Source organism: Kitasatospora sp. NPDC058162 (assembly GCF_042884005.1).
GTDB lineage: Bacteria > Actinomycetota > Actinomycetes > Streptomycetales > Streptomycetaceae > Kitasatospora.
Genome location: NZ_JBHVUS010000041.1, coordinates 37,522 through 55,818, shown reverse-complemented (window position 1 = coordinate 55,818; position 18,297 = coordinate 37,522). Strand labels below are relative to the sequence as shown.

General features: G+C 72.7%; 17 protein-coding genes. 12 read left to right on the top strand and 5 right to left on the bottom strand.

Annotated elements, in window-relative coordinates:
* Positions 1-2: 2 nt before the first annotated feature.
* A complete protein-coding gene (locus tag ACFVXG_RS39935; protein ID WP_387935132.1) occupies positions 3-410 on the bottom strand; it encodes a hypothetical protein in 408 nt (135 codons plus the stop codon).
* Positions 411-598: 188 nt separating this feature from the next.
* Between ACFVXG_RS39935 and ACFVXG_RS39930 the strand changes: the two genes are divergently transcribed.
* The 4 genes from ACFVXG_RS39930 to ACFVXG_RS39915 all read left to right on the top strand — a co-directional run bounded on the left by ACFVXG_RS39930 (position 599) and on the right by ACFVXG_RS39915 (position 5,877).
* Complete coding sequence (locus ACFVXG_RS39930) at positions 599-997, top strand: hypothetical protein (RefSeq protein ID WP_387935130.1); 399 nt, start codon at positions 599-601, stop codon at positions 995-997.
* 110 nt (positions 998-1,107) lie between these two features.
* Positions 1,108-2,724: a multicopper oxidase family protein gene (locus ACFVXG_RS39925; RefSeq protein WP_387935128.1), complete on the top strand. Its 1,617-nt coding sequence runs from the start codon at positions 1,108-1,110 to the stop codon at positions 2,722-2,724.
* A 295-nt stretch (positions 2,725-3,019) separates the two neighbouring features.
* Complete coding sequence (locus tag ACFVXG_RS39920; RefSeq protein ID WP_387935127.1) at positions 3,020-4,954, top strand: amino acid transporter; 1,935 nt, start codon at positions 3,020-3,022, stop codon at positions 4,952-4,954.
* Between the two features lie 161 nt (positions 4,955-5,115).
* The gene (locus tag ACFVXG_RS39915; protein WP_387935125.1) at positions 5,116-5,877 is read left to right on the top strand and encodes a class I SAM-dependent methyltransferase; all 762 of its coding nucleotides are present in this window, start codon (positions 5,116-5,118) and stop codon (positions 5,875-5,877) included.
* Between the two features lie 127 nt (positions 5,878-6,004).
* On the opposite strand, the gene ACFVXG_RS39910 is transcribed toward ACFVXG_RS39915, so the two are convergent.
* Entirely contained in the window at positions 6,005-6,706 is a 702-nt protein-coding gene (locus ACFVXG_RS39910; protein WP_387935124.1) for a transglycosylase family protein, read from the bottom strand.
* Positions 6,707-6,929: 223 nt separating this feature from the next.
* On the opposite strand from ACFVXG_RS39910, the gene ACFVXG_RS39905 reads away from it, so the two are divergent.
* The 7 genes from ACFVXG_RS39905 (at position 6,930) to ACFVXG_RS39875 (ending at position 15,008) form a co-directional block, all read left to right on the top strand.
* Positions 6,930-7,766: an S-methyl-5'-thioadenosine phosphorylase gene (locus ACFVXG_RS39905; protein ID WP_387935122.1), complete on the top strand. Its 837-nt coding sequence runs from the start codon at positions 6,930-6,932 to the stop codon at positions 7,764-7,766.
* A 116-nt stretch (positions 7,767-7,882) separates the two neighbouring features.
* Positions 7,883-9,505 carry a purple acid phosphatase family protein gene (locus ACFVXG_RS39900; protein WP_387935120.1) on the top strand — a complete coding sequence of 541 codons (1,623 nt, stop codon included), beginning with the start codon at positions 7,883-7,885 and terminating at the stop codon, positions 9,503-9,505.
* Between the two features lie 218 nt (positions 9,506-9,723).
* On the top strand, positions 9,724-12,099 hold the full coding sequence (locus ACFVXG_RS39895) for a penicillin acylase family protein (protein WP_387935119.1): 2,376 nt from the start codon (positions 9,724-9,726) through the stop codon (positions 12,097-12,099).
* Positions 12,100-12,166: 67 nt separating this feature from the next.
* The gene (locus tag ACFVXG_RS39890; RefSeq protein WP_387935117.1) at positions 12,167-12,748 is read left to right on the top strand and encodes a CbrC family protein; all 582 of its coding nucleotides are present in this window, start codon (positions 12,167-12,169) and stop codon (positions 12,746-12,748) included.
* 29 nt (positions 12,749-12,777) lie between these two features.
* Positions 12,778-13,665 carry a phosphorothioated DNA-binding restriction endonuclease gene (locus ACFVXG_RS39885; RefSeq protein ID WP_387935115.1) on the top strand — a complete coding sequence of 296 codons (888 nt, stop codon included), beginning with the start codon at positions 12,778-12,780 and terminating at the stop codon, positions 13,663-13,665.
* Positions 13,666-13,774: 109 nt separating this feature from the next.
* Positions 13,775-14,416 (top strand): ClpP family protease, encoded by a 642-nt coding sequence (locus tag ACFVXG_RS39880; protein WP_387935113.1) that lies wholly within the window; start codon positions 13,775-13,777, stop codon positions 14,414-14,416.
* A 1-nt stretch (position 14,417) separates the two neighbouring features.
* Positions 14,418-15,008: a ClpP family protease gene (locus tag ACFVXG_RS39875; RefSeq protein ID WP_387935111.1), complete on the top strand. Its 591-nt coding sequence runs from the start codon at positions 14,418-14,420 to the stop codon at positions 15,006-15,008.
* A 48-nt stretch (positions 15,009-15,056) separates the two neighbouring features.
* On the opposite strand, the gene ACFVXG_RS39870 is transcribed toward ACFVXG_RS39875, so the two are convergent.
* Complete coding sequence (locus ACFVXG_RS39870; protein WP_387935109.1) at positions 15,057-15,425, bottom strand: helix-turn-helix domain-containing protein; 369 nt, start codon at positions 15,423-15,425, stop codon at positions 15,057-15,059.
* Positions 15,426-15,506: 81 nt separating this feature from the next.
* Positions 15,507-16,088, bottom strand: coding sequence for a TetR/AcrR family transcriptional regulator (locus ACFVXG_RS39865; protein WP_387935107.1), 582 nt, complete (start codon positions 16,086-16,088; stop codon positions 15,507-15,509).
* A gap of 57 nt (positions 16,089-16,145) precedes the next feature.
* On the opposite strand from ACFVXG_RS39865, the gene ACFVXG_RS39860 reads away from it, so the two are divergent.
* A complete protein-coding gene (locus ACFVXG_RS39860) occupies positions 16,146-17,063 on the top strand; it encodes an alpha/beta fold hydrolase (protein WP_387935105.1) in 918 nt (305 codons plus the stop codon).
* A 49-nt stretch (positions 17,064-17,112) separates the two neighbouring features.
* Here ACFVXG_RS39860 and ACFVXG_RS39855 read toward each other — a convergent pair whose 3' ends face one another.
* Positions 17,113-18,237: an NADH:flavin oxidoreductase gene (locus ACFVXG_RS39855; RefSeq protein WP_387935103.1), complete on the bottom strand. Its 1,125-nt coding sequence runs from the start codon at positions 18,235-18,237 to the stop codon at positions 17,113-17,115.
* Positions 18,238-18,297: the final 60 nt, after the last annotated feature.

The window sequence follows — 18,297 nt, the reverse complement described above, 5'->3', positions numbered from 1 at the left end:
GGTTACTCGGCCGCCTTCGCGCTGCGGGGCTTGACCGGGCCCTGGGTGAAGTTGGTGTCGAAGGGGTCCGGCTCCGGTCCGTTCGAGGCGGGCGCGTTCGGGTTCCGCATGCTGTTGTGGGCGTTCTGCTCGGCCTGGCGGTAGTAGGTGGCCGTGGTGCCGAGCTTGGTGCCGACGTCGCCCATGTCGCTGCCGAGCTTGTCCAGCAGGGTCTTCCAGTTGGCGCTGCAGTTCTTGATGGCGGTCGCCGTCTGCCAGCCCTGGAGGGTGCCGGCGGCCTGGTTGGACGGTTCGGTGATCTTCGTCGTCTCCCCCGGTATGAGACCGCCGATGTGCTGTGCGCTCTGGCCGCAGCCGTCCAGTTCGGCCGGTTTGACCTTGAACTCCAAGCCTGCGTCTTGTGCTGCCATGGTTCCCCCCCATGTATGTGGCCCGGTTGGCGGCAGGGCCATGTGTTCGAAAACTAGTGACGTATGCTAACGGGTTCGATGCGGAGGAAGCTCGGCGGACGTGTGGGGGCGGTGTGGCGACCGTCTGCCCGTTATCCGGGATACCCTGCGGGGGTAAGTGGACGGGCGGGGCGGACGGGAGGCGGGGTATGGCGCAGCGGCGGCCGTGCGGTGTTTCGCTGCCTGGGGCGCTGCGCCTGCTGCTTCTCGCCGGGCTGGTGCTCGGCATCGTGACGATGCACACGCTCGGGCATCCGAGTGGTGGGCACGGTGGGCACGGGGCCCGGGTGACGGCGGTCCAGCAGATGCCGGAACACCATGGGGCGACCGCTGATCCCGCTGTCGCCGATGGGATGGACCCGATGGCGGTCTGCCTTGCCGTGCTGGCCGGCTGGACCGTGGTGCTGCTGGTCGCCGGGACGCTGTTGCGCCGTAGTGGTGATGCCGCTGCCGAGGTGCGGGCGCGGTTGTTGCGGGCCGTGCGGGCGTTGCCGCCGCCCGGGGGTGGGCGGGTCCTCCTCAGCAGATTGTCGGTGCTGCGTCAGTAGGCGCGTGCCGGCCGTTCCGTGCCCGCTCGCGCGCATTCGCGCCCGCGCACGGAGTGGCCGACGCGCCGTCCTGTACGTCCACACCACCCCTGTATGAGGTGCACTCCGTCATGCGCACACCCACCCGTCGTACCGTCCTCGGCGCCGCGCTCGCCGCCGCCGGGACCGGCCTGCTCACCGCCTGTTCCTCCGACTCGATGAAGGGGATGGACCACTCGTCCATGAGCCGGCCGCCGGTGAGCGGCTTCGTCGCCCCGAACGGTCCCGAGGCCGCCGCTGCCGAGGCCCGCCGCAAGCCCGGGCCCGAGCGCAAGGTCGCGCTCACCGCCACAGAGACCACCCTCGACCTGGGCGGACGCACCGTCCGCAGCTGGGCCTACGGCGACCGCCTGCCCGGCCGGGAGGTGCGCGCCACCGTCGGCGACACGCTCGCGGTCACCCTCGCCAACCACCTGCCGCAGCCCACCTCGCTGCACTGGCACGGCCTCGCGCTGCGCAATGACATGGACGGCGTGCCGGGCGTGACCCAGGAGGCGGTCCGGGCGGGCGCCTCCTTCGACTACCGCTTCGCCCTCGCCCACCCCGGCACCTACTGGTTCCACCCGCACTCCGGCGTCCAGCAGGACCGCGGCCTGTACGCCCCGCTGATCGTCGAGGATCCGAAGGAGCCGTTGAGCTACGACAAGGAGTGGGTCGTCGTCCTGGACGACTGGGTGGACGGGGTCGACGGCAGCACCCCGGACGCCGTCCTCGCCGAACTCGCCAAGGGAATGGGTGAGATGGGCGGGACGGGTGGCACGGGCGGCATGGGTGGCATGGACCACTCGGGGCACGGCATGCCCGGCATGGGCGCTGGGAGCGCCCCCAGCGCCCCCAGCGCCTCCGCCGCCCCCACCGGCCCGTCGCGGATGCTGATGGGCGCCGCCAGCCCGCTGCTCGGCGGCGACGCGGGCGACGTCTCCTACCCGTTCCACCTGGTCAACGGCCGCCTGGCGGGCGCCCCCGAGACCTTCGCCGCCAAGCCCGGCGACCGGATCCGGATCCGGCTGATCAACGCCGGCGGCGACACCGCCTACCGGGTCGCCCTCGGCGGGCACGAGCTGACCGTCACCCACACCGACGGCTTCCCGGTCGAACAGGCCACCACCCAGGCGCTGTTGCTCGGCATGGGCGAGCGCTACGACGTGCTGGTCACCGCCAAGGACGGCGCCTTCCCGCTGACCGCCCTGGCCGAGGGCAAGAACGCCACCGCGCTGGCCGTGCTGCGCACCGGCGGCGGCGCGGCGCCGGACGCCTCGACGCGCCCGGCCGAGCTGGACGGCCGGCTGCTGACCGCCGGGCAGTTGAAGGCCGACCGGAGCGTCCGCCTGCCGGACAGGGCGCCGGACCGCACGGTGGCGCTGGAGCTCACCGGCGGCATGGCGAAGGCCGATTGGGCGTTCAACGGCCGCCGGTACGACCCGGCGCAGCGCTACCCGGTCGCGGCGGGGGAGCGGGTGCGGCTGGAGTTCCGCAACAGCACGAGCATGTGGCACCCCGTCCACCTGCACGGACACACCTTCGCGCTGGGCGCGGACGGCCCGCGCAAGGACACCGCGATCGTGCTGCCGGGCACGACCCTGGCGGTGGACTTCGACGCCGACAACCCGGGCCTGTGGATGGTGCACTGCCACAACGTGTACCACGCGGAGACCGGCATGATGACGGTCCTCGGTTACCGGGCGTAACCTCGTCCGGTCCGTGAGACGCCGGGGCGGGTGGATCACCGCCCCGCCCCGGCGGTCGGAACCGCCGATCCCCGCCACCCGCCCCGACCTGCGAAGCCATGACGTTTTCTTAACGCGGGCCGATGACGACTCCTTAACGCATGTCGCATAGCCTGGCGCACTGCCGTCGCCCGACGGCGCTTTTACGGGGTCTTTAAACAAGAGGTGCAAGGTGGTTTCGTCGGGTTCGACGGAGGCGACGACGGAGGACCCGTCGTCGGCGCGAATACGGCTCCGCAGCTGGCTCCTGGAGGACATGTCCCCGGAGAAGGCCGCCAGGGACGCCGCCGCGAAGGCGCAACAGGACGGCGCGGAGCCGGGGGACTCCGCCGCCGAGGCCGGTCACGCTGCGCACACGGGCCAGTCGTGGTGGCGCGTGATGTGCCTGACCGGTCTGGACTACTTCTCGACGCTCGGCTACCAGCCGGGCATCGCCGCCCTCGCGGCCGGCCTGCTCTCGCCGATCGCCACGATCGTGCTGGTGCTGGTCACCCTGCTGGGCGCGCTGCCGGTCTACCGGCGGGTCGCCCAGGAGAGCCCGCGCGGTGAGGGCTCGATCGCGATGCTGGAGCGGCTGCTGTCGTTCTGGAAGGGCAAGCTGTTCGTCCTGGCGCTGCTGGGCTTCGCGGCGACGGACTTCATCATCACGATCACCCTCTCGGCCGCCGACGCCAGCGCCCACCTGGTCGAGAACCCGCACCTCACCGGTGCCCTCGGCGGCAAGCAGATGCTGATCACGCTGATCCTGGTCGCCCTGCTCGGTGCCGTCTTCCTCAAGGGCTTCAGCGAGGCGATCGGCCTGGCCGTCGGGCTGGTCGCGGTCTACCTGGCGCTCAACGTGGTGGTCGTGGCGGTCGGCATCTGGAAGATCATCCAGGCGCCGCACGTGGTCACCGACTGGTCCAACGCGCTGACCACCCAGCACGGCAACGTCTTCGTGATGATCGGCGTCGCGCTCGTCGTCTTCCCGAAGCTCGCGCTCGGCATGTCCGGCTTCGAGACCGGCGTCGCCGTGATGCCGCACATCAAGGGCGACGCCGACGACACCGAGGCGAACCCGGTCGGCCGGATCCGCGGCACCCGCAAGCTGCTCACCACCGCCGCCGTGATCATGAGCACCTTCCTGATCGCGACCAGCTTCATCTGCACCCTGCTCATCCCGGCCAAGGAGTTCGAGAGCGGCGGCCAGGCCAACGGCCGCGCCCTGGCCTTCCTGGCGCACGAGTACCTGGGCGGCGCCTTCGGCAGCGTCTACGACCTGTCGACCATCGCGATCCTGTGGTTCGCCGGCGCCTCCGCCATGGCGGGCATGCTCAACCTGCTGCCCCGCTACCTGCCGCGCTACGGCATGGCCCCGCACTGGGCCCGCGCCGTGCGCCCGATGGTGATCGTCCTGACCATCGTCGGCTTCCTGATCACCTGGCTGTTCGACGCCAACGTCGACGCCCAGGGCGGCGCCTACGCCACCGGCGTCCTGGTCCTGATCAGCTCGGCGGCGATCGCGGTCACCATCGCCGCCTACAAGAAGCGCCAGCGCGGCTGGACCATCGCCTTCGGGATCATCGCGGCGGTGTTCCTGTACACCACCGTGGTGAACACCATGGAGCGCCCGGACGGTGTCAAGATCGGTGCCTGCTTCATCGCCGGCATCATCCTGGTCTCGCTGCTCTCCCGCCTCAAGCGCGCCTTCGAGCTGCGCGTCACGGACGTGGTGCTGGACGACACGGCGGAGCGGTTCATCCGCGACTACGCCCACCGCCCGCTGCGCCTGATCGCCAACGAGCCGACCAACCGGGACGTCGCCGAGTACCGCGACAAGATCCGGCAGATCCGCGCCGACAACGACATCCCCGGCGAGGACGACCTGGTCTTCGTCGAGGTGACCGTCCGGGACGCCTCGGACTTCGAGTCCGAGCTGACCGTCCGCGGCGAGGTGCTGCACGGCCGGTACCGGGTGCTCACCCTGGAGAGCTCCAGCATCCCGAACGCGATCGCCGCGCTGGCGCTCACCGTCCGGGACCGCACCGGGCAGCGGCCGCACCTGTACTTCGAGTGGACCGAGGGCCACCCGTTCGCCCAGTTCCTGCGGTTCATCCTGTTCGGTCAGGGCGAGGTCGCGCCGGTCACCCGCGAGGTGCTGCGCGAGGCGGAGCCGGACCGGACGAAGCGTCCGCGGGTCCACGTCGGCTGACGGCCGCCGCCCGTAGTGCCCCGGCCCGTCCGGTCCACCAGGACCGGGCGGGCCGTCGGCGTTCCGGTGGGCGGCTCCGCCGTTCCACGGCTTTGTAAGCCCCCTCTAGAGTGCGGTCGGACCATCGGACCATCGGATCGTGAGAAGGGGCCCAGCCCGTCATGAGCACCGCACCCGAGCACTACGACCGTCTCCTCGCCGCCCACTACACCTGGATGCTGGGCGGCGACGTCCCCGCCCTGGCCGAGGCGCAGGCCGAACTGCTGGCCGGCCTCGGGGTCGAGCCCGGGGCCGCCGGCCGCACCGCCGTGGACCTCGGCGCCGGCCCCGGCACCCAGACCCTGGCGCTGGCCGCCCTCGGCTTCGACCCCGTCCTCGCCGTGGACACCAGCGCCCCGCTGCTCGCCGAACTGCGCGAGTCCGCCGACAAGGCCGGGTACGCCGGGGCCGTCCGCACCGTCGAGGCCGACCTGCGCGGCGCGCTGCCGCAGCACACCGGGCCGGGCACGGTGGCGGCCGTGCTCTGCATGGGCGACACCCTCACCCACCTGCCCACCCGCGCGGACGTCGCGGCGCTGCTGCACGACGCCGCCGCCGCACTCGCCCCGGGCGGGCGGCTGGTGCTCTCCTTCCGCGACCTCACCCGACCGCTGACCGGCACCGACCGCTTCCTGCCGGTGCGCGCCACCGCGGACCGGATCATGACCTGCTTCCTGGAGTACCCGGACGAGGAGACCGCCCTGGTCCACGACCTGATCCACACCCGCGCCGGCGAGGGCTGGACCCAGCAGGTCAGCAGCTACCCCAAGCTGCGGCTGGCCACCGGGTGGGTCACGGAGCAGGTGCGCGCGGCGGGCCTGGAGGTGAGCCACGACGAGACCGGCGCGCGCGGGCTGCACGTGCTGGCGGCCGTCCGGGCGTAGCCGGCGTCTGGTCGGAGCGGCTCCTGGTGATCCCGGGGTGCACTGCTGCGCCGAGACAGGAGCCGCTGGTGACGGCCGCCGCCCACGCCGGGACGCGGCGTGGGCGGCTGCCGTTCTCGCGGACGGCTCAGGACGGGACGCGCAGGACCAGTCCGGGCTGGATGAGGTCGGGGTCCTCGCCGACGGTGTCGCGGTTGAGCGCGTACAGCGCGGGCCAGCCGCCGGGGACGCGCAGGGTGGCGGCGAGCTGGTCCAGGGTGTCGTCCTCGCGGACGGTCCACCGGCCGTCCCCCGCCGCGCCCGGGGCGGGCGGCGGCAGGACGGCGTCGCGCCCGTGGTCGCGGGTGGCCTCGGCGGCCTCCTGGTCGCGGGTCCGGCCCCGGGCCCCCTCGCGGGCGTCGCCACGGGCCTCGTCGCGGTCCGGGGTGGCCGTCTGGTGGGGGCGGCCGCCGAGGGCGTGGGAGCCGCAGACCGGCCAGGGGGCGAGGCCGCGCCGCTCGGCGAGGTGCTGGGCCACCTTCACCTGCTGCTCGCGGCTGGCGAGGTCGGCGCGCGGGGCGTAGGCCAGGCCGCCGTTCTCCCGCCAGGTCGACTGGTCGAACTGGAGGCCGCCGAAGTAGCCGTTGCCGCTGTTGATGTGCCAGTTGCCGCTGCTCTCGCAGTCCGCCACCCGCTCCCAGTCGTACCGGCCGCCGTCCGACCTCCCGCCGGGGTCGGCCCCGCTGTCGCCGCCCGGGGGTGCGGCGTGGGCCGCGGGGGCGGCGAGGGCCACGGCGAGGGCGCAGAGCGCGGTGGGGACGAGGCGGCGGAGTCGAGCGGTGGGAGGCATGGGCGGCTCTCAGGTCCGGGGACAAGGCGTGCGCCGTCCGGAGGCGGCGCGTTCCAACCCAGGCACGCCGGATGGGGCGCGCCACCGCCGACACGTCCGAGAGGTCACCCGCTCGGCCGTCCCGCACCACCCCCGTGGCCCGCGGCCATCCGGCCGTACCCCCGCGCGGCAGTCCGCTCCTAGAGTGGCCGGGACGCCACTCGACGAAGGGGACGGACGGACGATGACGGTCGATCAGGACACCGCACGGGCCGAGCTGGGAGTGATCGGCGGGTCGGGGCTGTACGCGCTGCTGGACGAGGTGGTGGAGGTGCGGGTGGAGACCCCGTACGGGCCGCCGAGCGATGCGTTGTTCGTGGGGGAGGTGGCGGGGCGTCGGGTGGCGTTCCTGCCGCGGCACGGGCGGGGGCACGGGCTGCCGCCGCACGGGATCAACTACCGGGCGAACCTGTGGGCGCTGCGTTCGCTGGGGGTGCGGCAGGTGCTGGGACCGTGTGCGGTGGGCGGGCTGCGGGCGGAGTTCGGGCCGGGCACGCTGCTGGTGCCGGACCAGTTCGTGGACCGGACCTCCGGGCGGGTGCAGACCTTCTACGACGGGCGGGCGCTGCCCGACGGCACGGCGCCGGGGGTGGTGCACGTGTCGATGGCGGACCCGTACTGCCCGGCCGGGCGCTCGGCGGTGCTGGCGGCGGCCCGCTCGGCGGCCTGGGAGCCGGTGGACGGCGGCACGCTGGTGGTCATCGAGGGCCCGCGCTTCTCCACCCGCGCCGAATCCCGCTGGTTCGCCGCCAACGGCTGGTCCGCCGTCGGCATGACCGGCCACCCCGAAGCCGTCCTCGCCCGCGAACTCGGCCTCTGCTACGCCTCCTTGGCGCTGGTCACCGACCACGACGCGGGCGTGGAGGGCGATGCGGGCGTCACCCACGCGGAGGTGCTGGAGGTCTTCGCGGGCAATGTCGACCGGCTGCGCAGCGTGCTGTTCAAGGCCCTGGAGCGGCTGCCCGCCGAGCGGGACTGCGTCTGCTCGCACGCGCTGGACGGGCTGGACGCCTCGTACTGAACGACTGGTATGGACCAGCGTTCAACTGCCGTTCGCCGTAACCTCGGTTGGCGGTGGTGTGGACGTACCGTCCGACTGGGAACCTCCTGGGCGATCTCGGAGCCCAGGAGGCGGCAGTGGCACATCCCCCGGCACAACCCCCGGCACAACCTTCGCGCAGAACGGTCCTTCGGACGGGTACGGCGGCCGGCGCGCTCGCCGCGCTGCCCGCGTCCACCCTGCTGTGGACCCAGCCGGCCGTCGCCGGCACCCCCGGACCGGAGCAGATCCACCTCCAGTGGGGCAACGAGCCCTCCCGCGAGATGACGGTCTCCTGGGCGACCGGCGCCTCCGTGCAGCGCCCCCGGGTGCGGATCGGCACCCCGCGCGGCGGCGCCGGCCGCAGTGTCGACGCGAGCAGCCGCAGCTACGTCGACGGCCTCAACAAGGTGGAGACCTTCACCCACCACGCCCGCCTGGACGGGCTGCGCCCCGACACCACCTACGTCTACGAGGTGCTGCACGACGGGGCCCAGCCCGTCCGCGGCACCTTCCGCACCGCGCCCGCCCGCGGCCGCGCCGCCTTCCGGTTCACCAGCTTCGGCGACCTCGGCACCGGCGACAACGTGTTCGCGAAGTCCTCCATCCACGGCGCCGCCGCCGTCCGGCAGGTCGAACAGTTCAACCCGCTGTTCCACCTCCTCAACGGCGACCTCGCCTACGCCAACAACAACCCGCAGCTCCAGCCGCAGGCCTGGAACGCGTTCATGAACAACCTGTCCAAGTCCGCCGCCAACCGCCCCTGGATGCCGGCCCCCGGCAACCACGAGGTCGAGGCCGGCGGCGGCGATCTCGGGTACGCCTCCTACCTCACCCGCTTCGAGCTGCCCGACAACGGCACCCGCGACTACTGCGGCAACTGGTACAGCTTCCAGGTCGGTTCGGTGCTGTTCGTCAGCCTGGACGGCAACGAGATCGCGGTCGAGGACGACGCCAGCCTCGACCCGGCCACCGGCCAGTCCGTCTACATCAGCGAGTACAGCGAGGGCGCTCAACTCCGTTGGCTGGAGCGGGTCCTGTCGCGCGCGAGGGGCGGGAGCGCGGTCGACTGGATCGTCGTCAACCTGCACCAGTTCGCGATGTCCTCCTCCGCCGCCAGCCACGGCGGCGACATGGGCATCCGGGAGAAGCTGCTGCCGCTGCTCGACCGCTACTCCGTCGACCTCGTCCTGGCCGGCCACGACCACGACTACGAGCGCACCCACCCCGTCCGCGGCACCGAACCGGGCGGGCTGCTCACCCCCGCCGTCGTCGACGACGACCTGCGGCAGATCGACACCTCCGAGGGCACCGTCCACCTCATCCTCGGCGGCGGCGGCACCGCCGGCCACGACGACGTCTACCTGCCCGCCGACGAGGACGGCGTCCGGCAGGCCAGCGTCCGCACCCAGCGGCTCACCTTCAAGGCCGACCCGGACGCCAAGGAGAAGGCCCACTGGTCCGCCGTCACCGACCCCGACACCAAGTACCCGTACGGTGTCGCCGTCTTCGACGTCGACCCGGGCCGGTACCCCGGTGACCGCACCACCATCACCGTCTCGTACTACCACTCGGTGCCCGCCACCGTTGCCAACCCGCTTCCCACGCCCGTCCTGTACGACCGCTTCACCCTCTACCGCGACCGCAGCGACGGCTGGGGCGAGGACGGTCAGGGCGAGGACGAGAACGCCGACGCACGGGTGGCCGCCGGCCGGCGGTAGTGCGGCGGGCCCTGCACAGGAAGTCGACCCGATCGACTTCCTGTGCGGGGCGGGAAGTCGCCGGGTCATCCGCGGGAGTGTCATCCGTCCTGCGTACGCACTCCGGCCGACGCGGCGGTCCGAGGGCTCGCCCAGCGGGCTGATGTGAGGTCGGCGGTCGGGCTGGAACCGTGGGCCGGGTGAGAGAACTCAGTCAAGTCATGCTTCCGATACGGCGATTGGCGACGGTCGCCGCCGCACTCTGTCTGCTCGCGGTCCCGACCGCCGCCTCGGCTGCGGGCCCGGAGGGGAACCCGGTGGGCGACCACGGGTACACGGCCCGGATCCAGCGGACCGAGTACGGGATCCCGCACATCCGGGCGGCCGACTTCGGCGGTCTGGGCTACGGGTACGGCTACGCGTTCGCCCAGGACAACCTGTGTGCCATGGCCGACCAGGTGCTGACGCTCCGGGGCGAGCGCTCGCGGTACCTCGGCCCGGCCGCCACCTCCAACGACGTGCTGGCGCACGGGACCACCAACCTCGCCAGCGACACCTACCACCAGGGCCTGCGGCAGGCGGGTACCGTCCAGCGGCTGCTCGACCGCCCGGCACCGCTCGGCCCGACGGAGCAGGTGCGCCGACTGGTCGACGGCTATGTGGCGGGCTACAACCGCTATCTGCGCGACACCGGTGTGGCGAAGCTGCCGGACCCGACCTGCCGGGGCAAGGACTGGGTCGGCCCGATCACCGCGCTGGACGTCTGGACCGGCGTGTACGAGTTCGGCCAGGTGGAGGGGGTCACGCCGTTCCGGCAGGACATCGCCACCGCGATCCCGCCGGCGCCGACCAATGGCGCGCATAGTGTCGGGGCGCCGCGCGCGGAGGCCCTCCCGGCCCTCCCAGCTCTCCCGAAGGTGCTCGCGGACGACACCGGCAGCAACGGCTGGGCGATGGGCCGCGACGCGACCCGCGCCCACGACGCGATGCTGCTGGCCAACCCGCACCTTCCGTGGATCGCCAACGCCCGCCTCTACCAAGTGCAGTTGACGATCCCCGGGGTGCTGGACGTCTCCGGTGCTAGCTTCTACGGCTCGCCGGTGGTGGAGCTCGGCCACAACCGGAGCCTGGCCTGGACGCACACCGCCGACCACTCGCAGCACGCCTCCGTCTACCGGCTGTCCCTGGTCCCGGGCGATCCGACCAGCTACCTGGTCGACGGCAAGGCCGTGCCGATGACCCGGCAGACCGTGCCCGTCACCGTCCGGGGAGCCGACGGGAAGCTGTCCACCGTCACCAGCACCCTCTACGCCTCCCGCTACGGCCCGGTGCTCGGCACCCACTGGACGGCCACCACCGCGTACGCCGTCCGCGACGCCAACGCCGACAACCTGCGCTTGGTGAACGAGTGGCTGGCGATGGGCAGTTCACAGAACCTCGCGCAGTTGCAGAGCGCCCAGCACACCTACCAGGGCATGCCCTGGATGTACACGTTCGCGGTGGACACCAGCGGCACCACCTACTTCACCGACTCCTCCCGCGTCCCGCACCTCACCGACGCGCAGGGCGGGCGCTGCATCCTGCAAGCCGACCCGGAGCGGGCCGACATCGTGGACGGCTCGACGGCGGCCTGCGACTGGGGCAGCGACCCGGACGCCGTCGAGCCCGGCGTCTTCGGACCCGGCAGCGCCCCGACCCTGACCCGGACCGACTACCTGGCCAACTCCAACAACAGCCCGCTCTACACCAACCCCGCCGCGCCGCTTACCGGCTACCCGGGCGTCTACGACAGCCGTTCCCAGCTGGAACTGCGGCCCCAGCTCGGGCTGCAGATGATCGCCGGCCGGCTGGACGGCGGCGACGGACTCGGCACGCCCGGCTTCACCCTGCCCACCCTCCAGGCGGCGATGTTCGGCGACCGCAACTACAGCGGCGAGTTCGGCCGGGACGCCGTGGTCGCCCTGTGCCGCGCCGACCCGGCCCTCACCGCGAGGGACGGCACGACGGTCGACGTCCGCGCGGCCTGCGCCGCCCTCGCCGGCTGGGACCTGCGGGACGACGCCGACAGCCACGGCGCCGTGCTGTGGGCGGCCTTCTTCTCGCACCTGCTCGAGGACTTCCCGTCCACCTGGTGGCAGGTCCCGTACGACCCGGCCCACCCGGTCACCACCCCGCGCGGCATCAACGGCGACGACGTGAACGTGCGGACGGCCCTGGCGGACGCCGTGCAGGGGCTCACCGCCGGCAAGGTCCCGCTCGATGCCGCCCCCGGCAGCCTCCAGCGCTGGGCCGGGATCCCGCTGCCGGGCTGCGGCGAGGAGCAGGGCTGCTTCAACGTCGTCGCGGCCTCGCCGACCTCGGGCCACGCGGGCGGAGTCGAGCTCAGCGGCGGCAACCTGGCGCAGGGCACCAGCTTCGTCATGGCCGCCGAGCTGACGCCGGACGGCCCCCGCACCCGCACGATGCTGTCCTACGGCGAGCCCGCCAACCCCGCCTCGCCCCACTACTCGGACCAGACCGCGCTGTTCTCCCACCGGCAGTGGGTCACCGAACGGTTCACCGAAGCCGAGATCACGGCCGACCCGCAGCTGCGGACCACGACCCTGCGCGGCTGACGGCACGGCGATAACGGATACCCGCTCTGCACGGGAAGTCGGCCCGACCGACTTCCTGTGCAGAGGCATGCCGACGAAGATTCAAGCGGGCGGAGCGGCAGTGGTACGGTCGCTGGCCGTGGCAGAGCCGCTTCCCGTGTTTCCGTACCATCCCGACCCGGTGGCCACCGGCGCCGTCGTCCGGTCCGAGGCTGAGTGCAGCTGCTGCAACCGGGCCCGCGGCTACATCTACACCGGCCCGGTCTACGCGGTGGAGAACCTCAGGGGCCGGCTGTGCCCCTGGTGCATCGCGGACGGCAGTGCGGCCGACCGCTTCGAGGCCGTGTTCACCGACGTCCTCGACGACGTCCCGATGGATCGACTCCACGCGATCACGCAACGCACACCGGGCTTCAGCGGATGGCAGCAGGAGCGCTGGCTGGTCCACTGCGGAGACGGCGCGGCCTTCCTGGGCGCCGTCGGAGCCGCCGAACTCGCCGACCACCCCGAGGCATGGACGTCACTCCGGGAAGAACTCGGCCACGGACCCTGGCCCTCGCCACAGGGCGATCAGTACCTCATGGCGTTGACCAGGAACGGCCAGCCGACCGCCTACCTCTTCCGCTGCCGGGCCTGCGGCACGCACCTCGCCTACTCGGACGCCACGTAGGCCTGGGGCGCGTGGCTACCCTGACCCGCATGGACTGGCTGGAGCGGGTGGCGAATCTCAGGCGCTGGACGAACAACGGTGTGCGGGCGCCGCACAAGCCGTTGTTGCTGTTGTACGCCCTCGGCAGTTACCAGCGGGATGCGGACGGGGAGTTGCGCTACAGCGCGGTCGAGGAGGAGCTGAAGCGGCTGCTCGTCGAGTACGGGCCGTCGAATCCGACCACCCCCGGCTACCCGTTCCACCACATGGTCAGCGACGGCGTGTGGGAGGTCCGGACCGACCACGGGCAGGGGAGCCCCGGCAGTGGGGTGGGGGTTCTCCGCGCGAGCGGGGCGACGGGCAGGCTCGCGGCGGAACTGCGCCTGGCGCTGGGGGAGGAGCCGGCGTTGTTGGGGCGGATGGCCAGGGTGCTGCTGGACGCCCACTTCCCCTCCTCCCTGCACGCCGATCTCTGCGAGGCGGTCGGTCTCGACCTGGAGCAGGCCGAGGCCACCGCGACCGCCTCCGCCCGGCGGCAGCGGGACCGGCGGATGCGTGAACTGATACTCACCGCCTACGAGTTCCAGTGCGCGTTCTGCGGCTACGACGGAGCCCTCGGCGCGAGCGTGGTGGGCCTGGAGGCCGCGCACGTGCGCTGGTGGTCGTATGACGGGCCGGATGACGTCGACAACGGCCTGTGCCTGTGCTCGCTGCACCACAAGCTGTTCGACAAGGGTGTCCTGGGCCTGGGGGAGGGGCGGCGGATCCTGGTGTCCCAGCGGTTCGTCGGCCGTAGTGAGGCCAGCCGGCAGCAGGTGCTCGCACTCGCCGGACGACCCGTCATCGGCCCGCAGCCGGGAGTCCCGCCGGTCGCGGACCGGCACCGGGAGTGGCATGCGCGGGAGGTGTTCCGCGGGGCTCCGCGTCCGGTGGCGTAGCCGCGCTCTGCCCGTGGCGAATCTGCGGTGGGCAGAGAAACGGTGGGCGGGGGGCGGTGCGGGGTGAGAGTGGAGGGGACGGCAGCTCCGCCTCGACCAGGAGGACCAGATGACTCCATTCGCCACCGCGCTCGCGCCCCGCGCGGGGGACGGTGAGACCCGGCCCGGGCCCTTCGACGACCAGCTCGCGGCCCAACTGCTGGCCCAGCGAATCGTGTTGTTGGGCACGCAGGTCGACGACGTGTCGGCGAACCGGGTGTGCGCCCAGTTGCTGTTGCTGTCGGCGGAGGACCCGCGCAGCGACATCGGCCTGTACATCAACAGCCCCGGGGGGTCGGTGTCGGCCGGGCTGGCCGTCTACGACACGATGCGGCTGATCCCCAACGACGTCTCGACGCTGGCGATGGGGTTCGCGGCGAGCATGGGGCAGTTCCTGCTCACGACGGGGGCGCGCGGCAAGCGGTTCGTGCTGCCGAACGCGCGGATCATGATGCACCAGCCGTCGGCGGGCATCGGCGGTACCACCGCGGACATCGAGATCCAGGCCGAGAACCTGGAGTACACCAAGCGGACCATCGAGCGGATCACCGCCGAGCACACCGGGCAGAGCGAGGAGACGATCCGGCGGGACGGCGACCGGGACCGCTGGTTCACGGCCGAACAGGCTGTGGCGTACGGCCTGGTGGACCAGGTGGTGGAGTCGGTGGCCGACATTCGTCCGGCCTCCTCGCGGCGACGGATGGGGCTCTGACATGGGGTCGTACACGGTTCCGTACGTGATCGAGCGGACGGCGAAGGGCGAGCGGACGTACGACGTGTTCAGCCGGCTGCTGAACGAGCGGATCATCTTCCTCGGCACCGAGATCGACGACGGGGTCGCGAACGTGGTCATCGCGCAGCTCCTGCACCTGGAGTCGGAGAACCCGGAGCGGGAGATCTCGATCTACCTCAACTCGCCCGGGGGGTCGTTCACTTCGCTGATGGCGATCTACGACACGATGACCTTCGTGCAGGCGCCGATCTCGACGTTCTGCGTCGGACAGGCGGCGTCGACGGCGGCGGTGCTGCTGGCGGGTGGGGACGCGGGGCGGCGGTTCGTGCTGCGGCACGCGCGGGTGCTGCTCGGGCAGCCGGCCAGTGGTGGGCGGCAGGGGACGGTCTCCGACCTGAGCCTCGCGGCCAAGGAGATGGTGCGGATCCGCGCGCAGGTGGAGGAGGTCCTTGCCCGGCACACCCACCACGACGTGGCGACGCTGCGCGCGGACATGGATCGGGACAAGGTGCTCAGTGCCGAGGAGGCCGTCGCGTACGGGCTCGCGGACCAGGTGTTGAGCCGGCGGTGAGCGTCGGCGGTGGCCGGTACGACGGGGGTGTACCGGCCACCGCTGCGGTCAGGCCGCCATGCAGAGCCCGTCGTACTGCGCCCGGGGCCCGCTCGTCCGGTTCGGCCGGGTGTGCCGGACCAACTCGTCCTGGGCGAGCGAGAGGAGGTCGCCGAGGCCGAGGCCGAGGGCCTTGGCGGCGGCCGCGAGCACCTCGGAGGAGGCCTCCTTGCGGCCGCGCTCCAGCTCCGACAGGTACGGGACCGAGATCCGGGCGGTCTCCGCGACGTCCTTCAACGTCCGCTCCTGGGCAAGCCGTTCGCGCCGCAGCACGTCGCCGACGAGGTCGCGCCAGAGCGGTTCCTTCGGCGCGGGCGGCGAGGCCTGCGGGCGGCGCAGCGGGATGACGCGGGCTTCGTTCGGCGCATGAGTGCTCACCCCTCCAGCCTAGGGATCCGGGCGGTGGGGGGAAGGGGGTGGCGTTCTGCCCTGGGTGAAGCCGGGGGAGGCGGTGGGGCGTCAGCCGGGGAAGACCCGGCCGAGGTGGTAGCGGAGGACGGCGGTGGCGTCCTCCGCCGTGCGCTGGTCGAGCAGCACGCTGAGGCCCAGGCCGGCCGAGACGGCCAGCAGGACGACGGCTTCCCGGCGCGGGTCGGCGGCGCCGGCGGTGGCGAGGTGGGCGGCGAGGAAGGCCTCCATCTCGGCGGGGGCGGCGAGGAAGGGCTGTCCGCCGAGGGCGGGGTCGGTGACGGAGAGGACGGCGTACTCGGTGTGGATGAGGTGGAAGGCGCGGCTCTCCTCGTCGGTGGGGACGGCTTCGAGCAGTACCGCCTCGATGACGGCGCGCGGGTCGCCGCCCGCGCCGGTGGCGCGGACGCGGCGCTGGACGCGCTCGCCCATCCGGGTGGTGAGGCGGGTCATGGCGGCGAGGAGCAGCTGCTCCTTGGTGTCGAAGTAGTACTGGACGAGCCGTACGGAGACGCCGGCCTCGGTCGCCACGGAGCGCATGGTGACGGAGTGGAGGCCGCTGCTCGCGGCCGAGCGGAGCAGGGCGTCGATGATGTGGGCCCGTCGCTCCTCGTGGTCCACCAGCTTGGGCATCGGGTTCCTTCCGGATATTTTTGTGGTACAACCATACCATCAAAAACGGGAGGGATCATGACCAGGACCAGCGTCGGACGCTTCACCAGCGAGACGGCGAAGGCGAAGTTCCTCGAGGCGTACGACCGGGCGATGGAGCTCTGGCCCGGCCCGCGGCAGGAGCTGGACGTCGAGACCGCGTACGGGAGCGTGCACGTCCACCGCTACGGCGCGACGACCGGCGAGCCGATCGTGCTGCTGCACGGCCACGCCGGGCACCCGTCCAACTGGTACCCGCAGATCGCGGCGCTGGGCGAGCACCACCCGGTGTACGCCGTCGACACCCTGGACGACCCCGGCCGCAGCGTGCAGCGCGCCGTCGCGGCCGGGTCGGCGGAGAACGCGGCATGGCTGGGGGAGGTGCTGGCGGGGCTCGGACTGGAGCGGGTGCACCTGGTGGGGGTCTCGTACGGCGGCTGGCTGGCCCTCAACCAGGCCGTCCACGGGCCCGAACGGCTCGCCTCCGTCGCCTCCTTGGACCCGGGCGGCATCGAGAAGGTCCCGGCGCGGTTCTACGCCCACATGGTCGGCGGGCTGTTCGGCATGCTCGCCCCGCGGCCGCTGCGCCCCGCGGTCGGGCGGCTGCTGGCGAACCCGGCGCTCAGCGCGCCGCGGGAGATGATCGCCCCGCTGATGCTCGCGATGCGCAGCTACAAGCCGGGCAGCCGGCCGCCGGCCCGGCCTTTCACGGACGGGGAGTTGGGGTCGATCGGGCTGCCCGTGCTGGTGCTGGTGGGGCGGCGCAGCGCGCTGCTGCGGCCGCGCCAGGTGGTGGAGCGGGTCACGGCGCTGATCCCGGGCGTGCGGGCCGAGATCCTCGAACGGGCCGGCCACGGGCTGAACCTGGAGCAGCCCGAGGCGGTCAACGAGCGGCTGCTGGCCTTCGTCGGAGCGGTCCAGGCGTCGGTCCAGGAGTCGGAGCCGGTCGGGGAGTAGCGGCCCGGCCCGCGCCCGCCGTGCGGCGGGCGCGGGTCCGGCCGGTGGCTCAGGTGAGGGAGCCGAGCACCCGCAGGTCGAAGGGCTTGATCTCGTCGACGCGGCCGCTGAGGATCTTCGCGGCCCACTCCGGGTCGCCCAGCATCGAGCGGCCGACCGCCACCAGGTCGAACTCGTTGCGCTCCAGCCGGTCCAGCAGCGGCTCGATGTCCGTGGCGCTGACGGGCGCGCCCTCGAACAGCGCCTTGGTGAAGTCGATGTCCAGGCCGACCGACCCGACGCTGATCGTCGCCTTGCCGGTGACCTTCTTCGCCCAGCCCGCGAGGTTGAGGTCCGAACCCTCGAACTCCGGCTCCCAGAAGCGGCGGGTCGAGCAGTGGAAGGCGTCGGCGCCCGCCTCGGCGAGCGGGGTGAGCAGCGCGTCGAGCTCCTGCGGCGATTCGGCGATCTTCGCCTCGAAGTCGCCCATCTTCCACTGGGAGAGCCGGAAGATGATCGGGAACTCCGGCGACACGGCCCGGCGGCAGGCGGCCACGATCTCGGTGGCGAACCGGGCCCGGGAGGCGACGTCGCCGCCGTAGCCGTCACTGCGCTGGTTGGTCCGGGCCCACAGGAACTGGTCGATGAGGTAGCCGTGGGCGCCGTGCAGCTCGATGCCGTCGAAGCCGTGGGCCTCGGCGGCGGCCGCGCCGGCGGCGAAGGCCGCTATCACGTCGTCGATGTCCTGCCCGGTCATCGAGTGGCCCGGCTCGGTGCCGTCGATGGCGATCCCGGAGGGGCCGACCCGCGGGGCGTCCGGGACGGGCGGCGCGCCGGCGGCGCGCGTCATGCCGACGTGCCACAGCTGCGGCACGATCTTCCCGCCCTCGCGGTGCACCGCCTGCGCCACGTCGCTCCAGCCGGCGAGCGCCGCCTCGCCGTGGAACCGGGGGACGCGGTCGCTGCTGCCCGCCGAGTCGTGGCCGATGTACGTCCCCTCGGTGACGATCAGGCCCGCGCCGCCCGCCGCGCGGCGGGCGTAGTACTCCGCCACATCGGCGCCCGGCACCCCGCCGGGGGAGGACTCGCGGGTCATCGGCGCCATCACGATCCGGTTCCGGAGGGTGAGGCCGCCCAGCGAGAAGGGACGGGCGAGGACGCTCGTGGTGCGCGCGGTCGAGTCACTGGTAGGCAAGACATTCACTCTCTATCGAGGGGTGGCCACACCTCTGGGCGGCACGGCCCGGTCCACTCC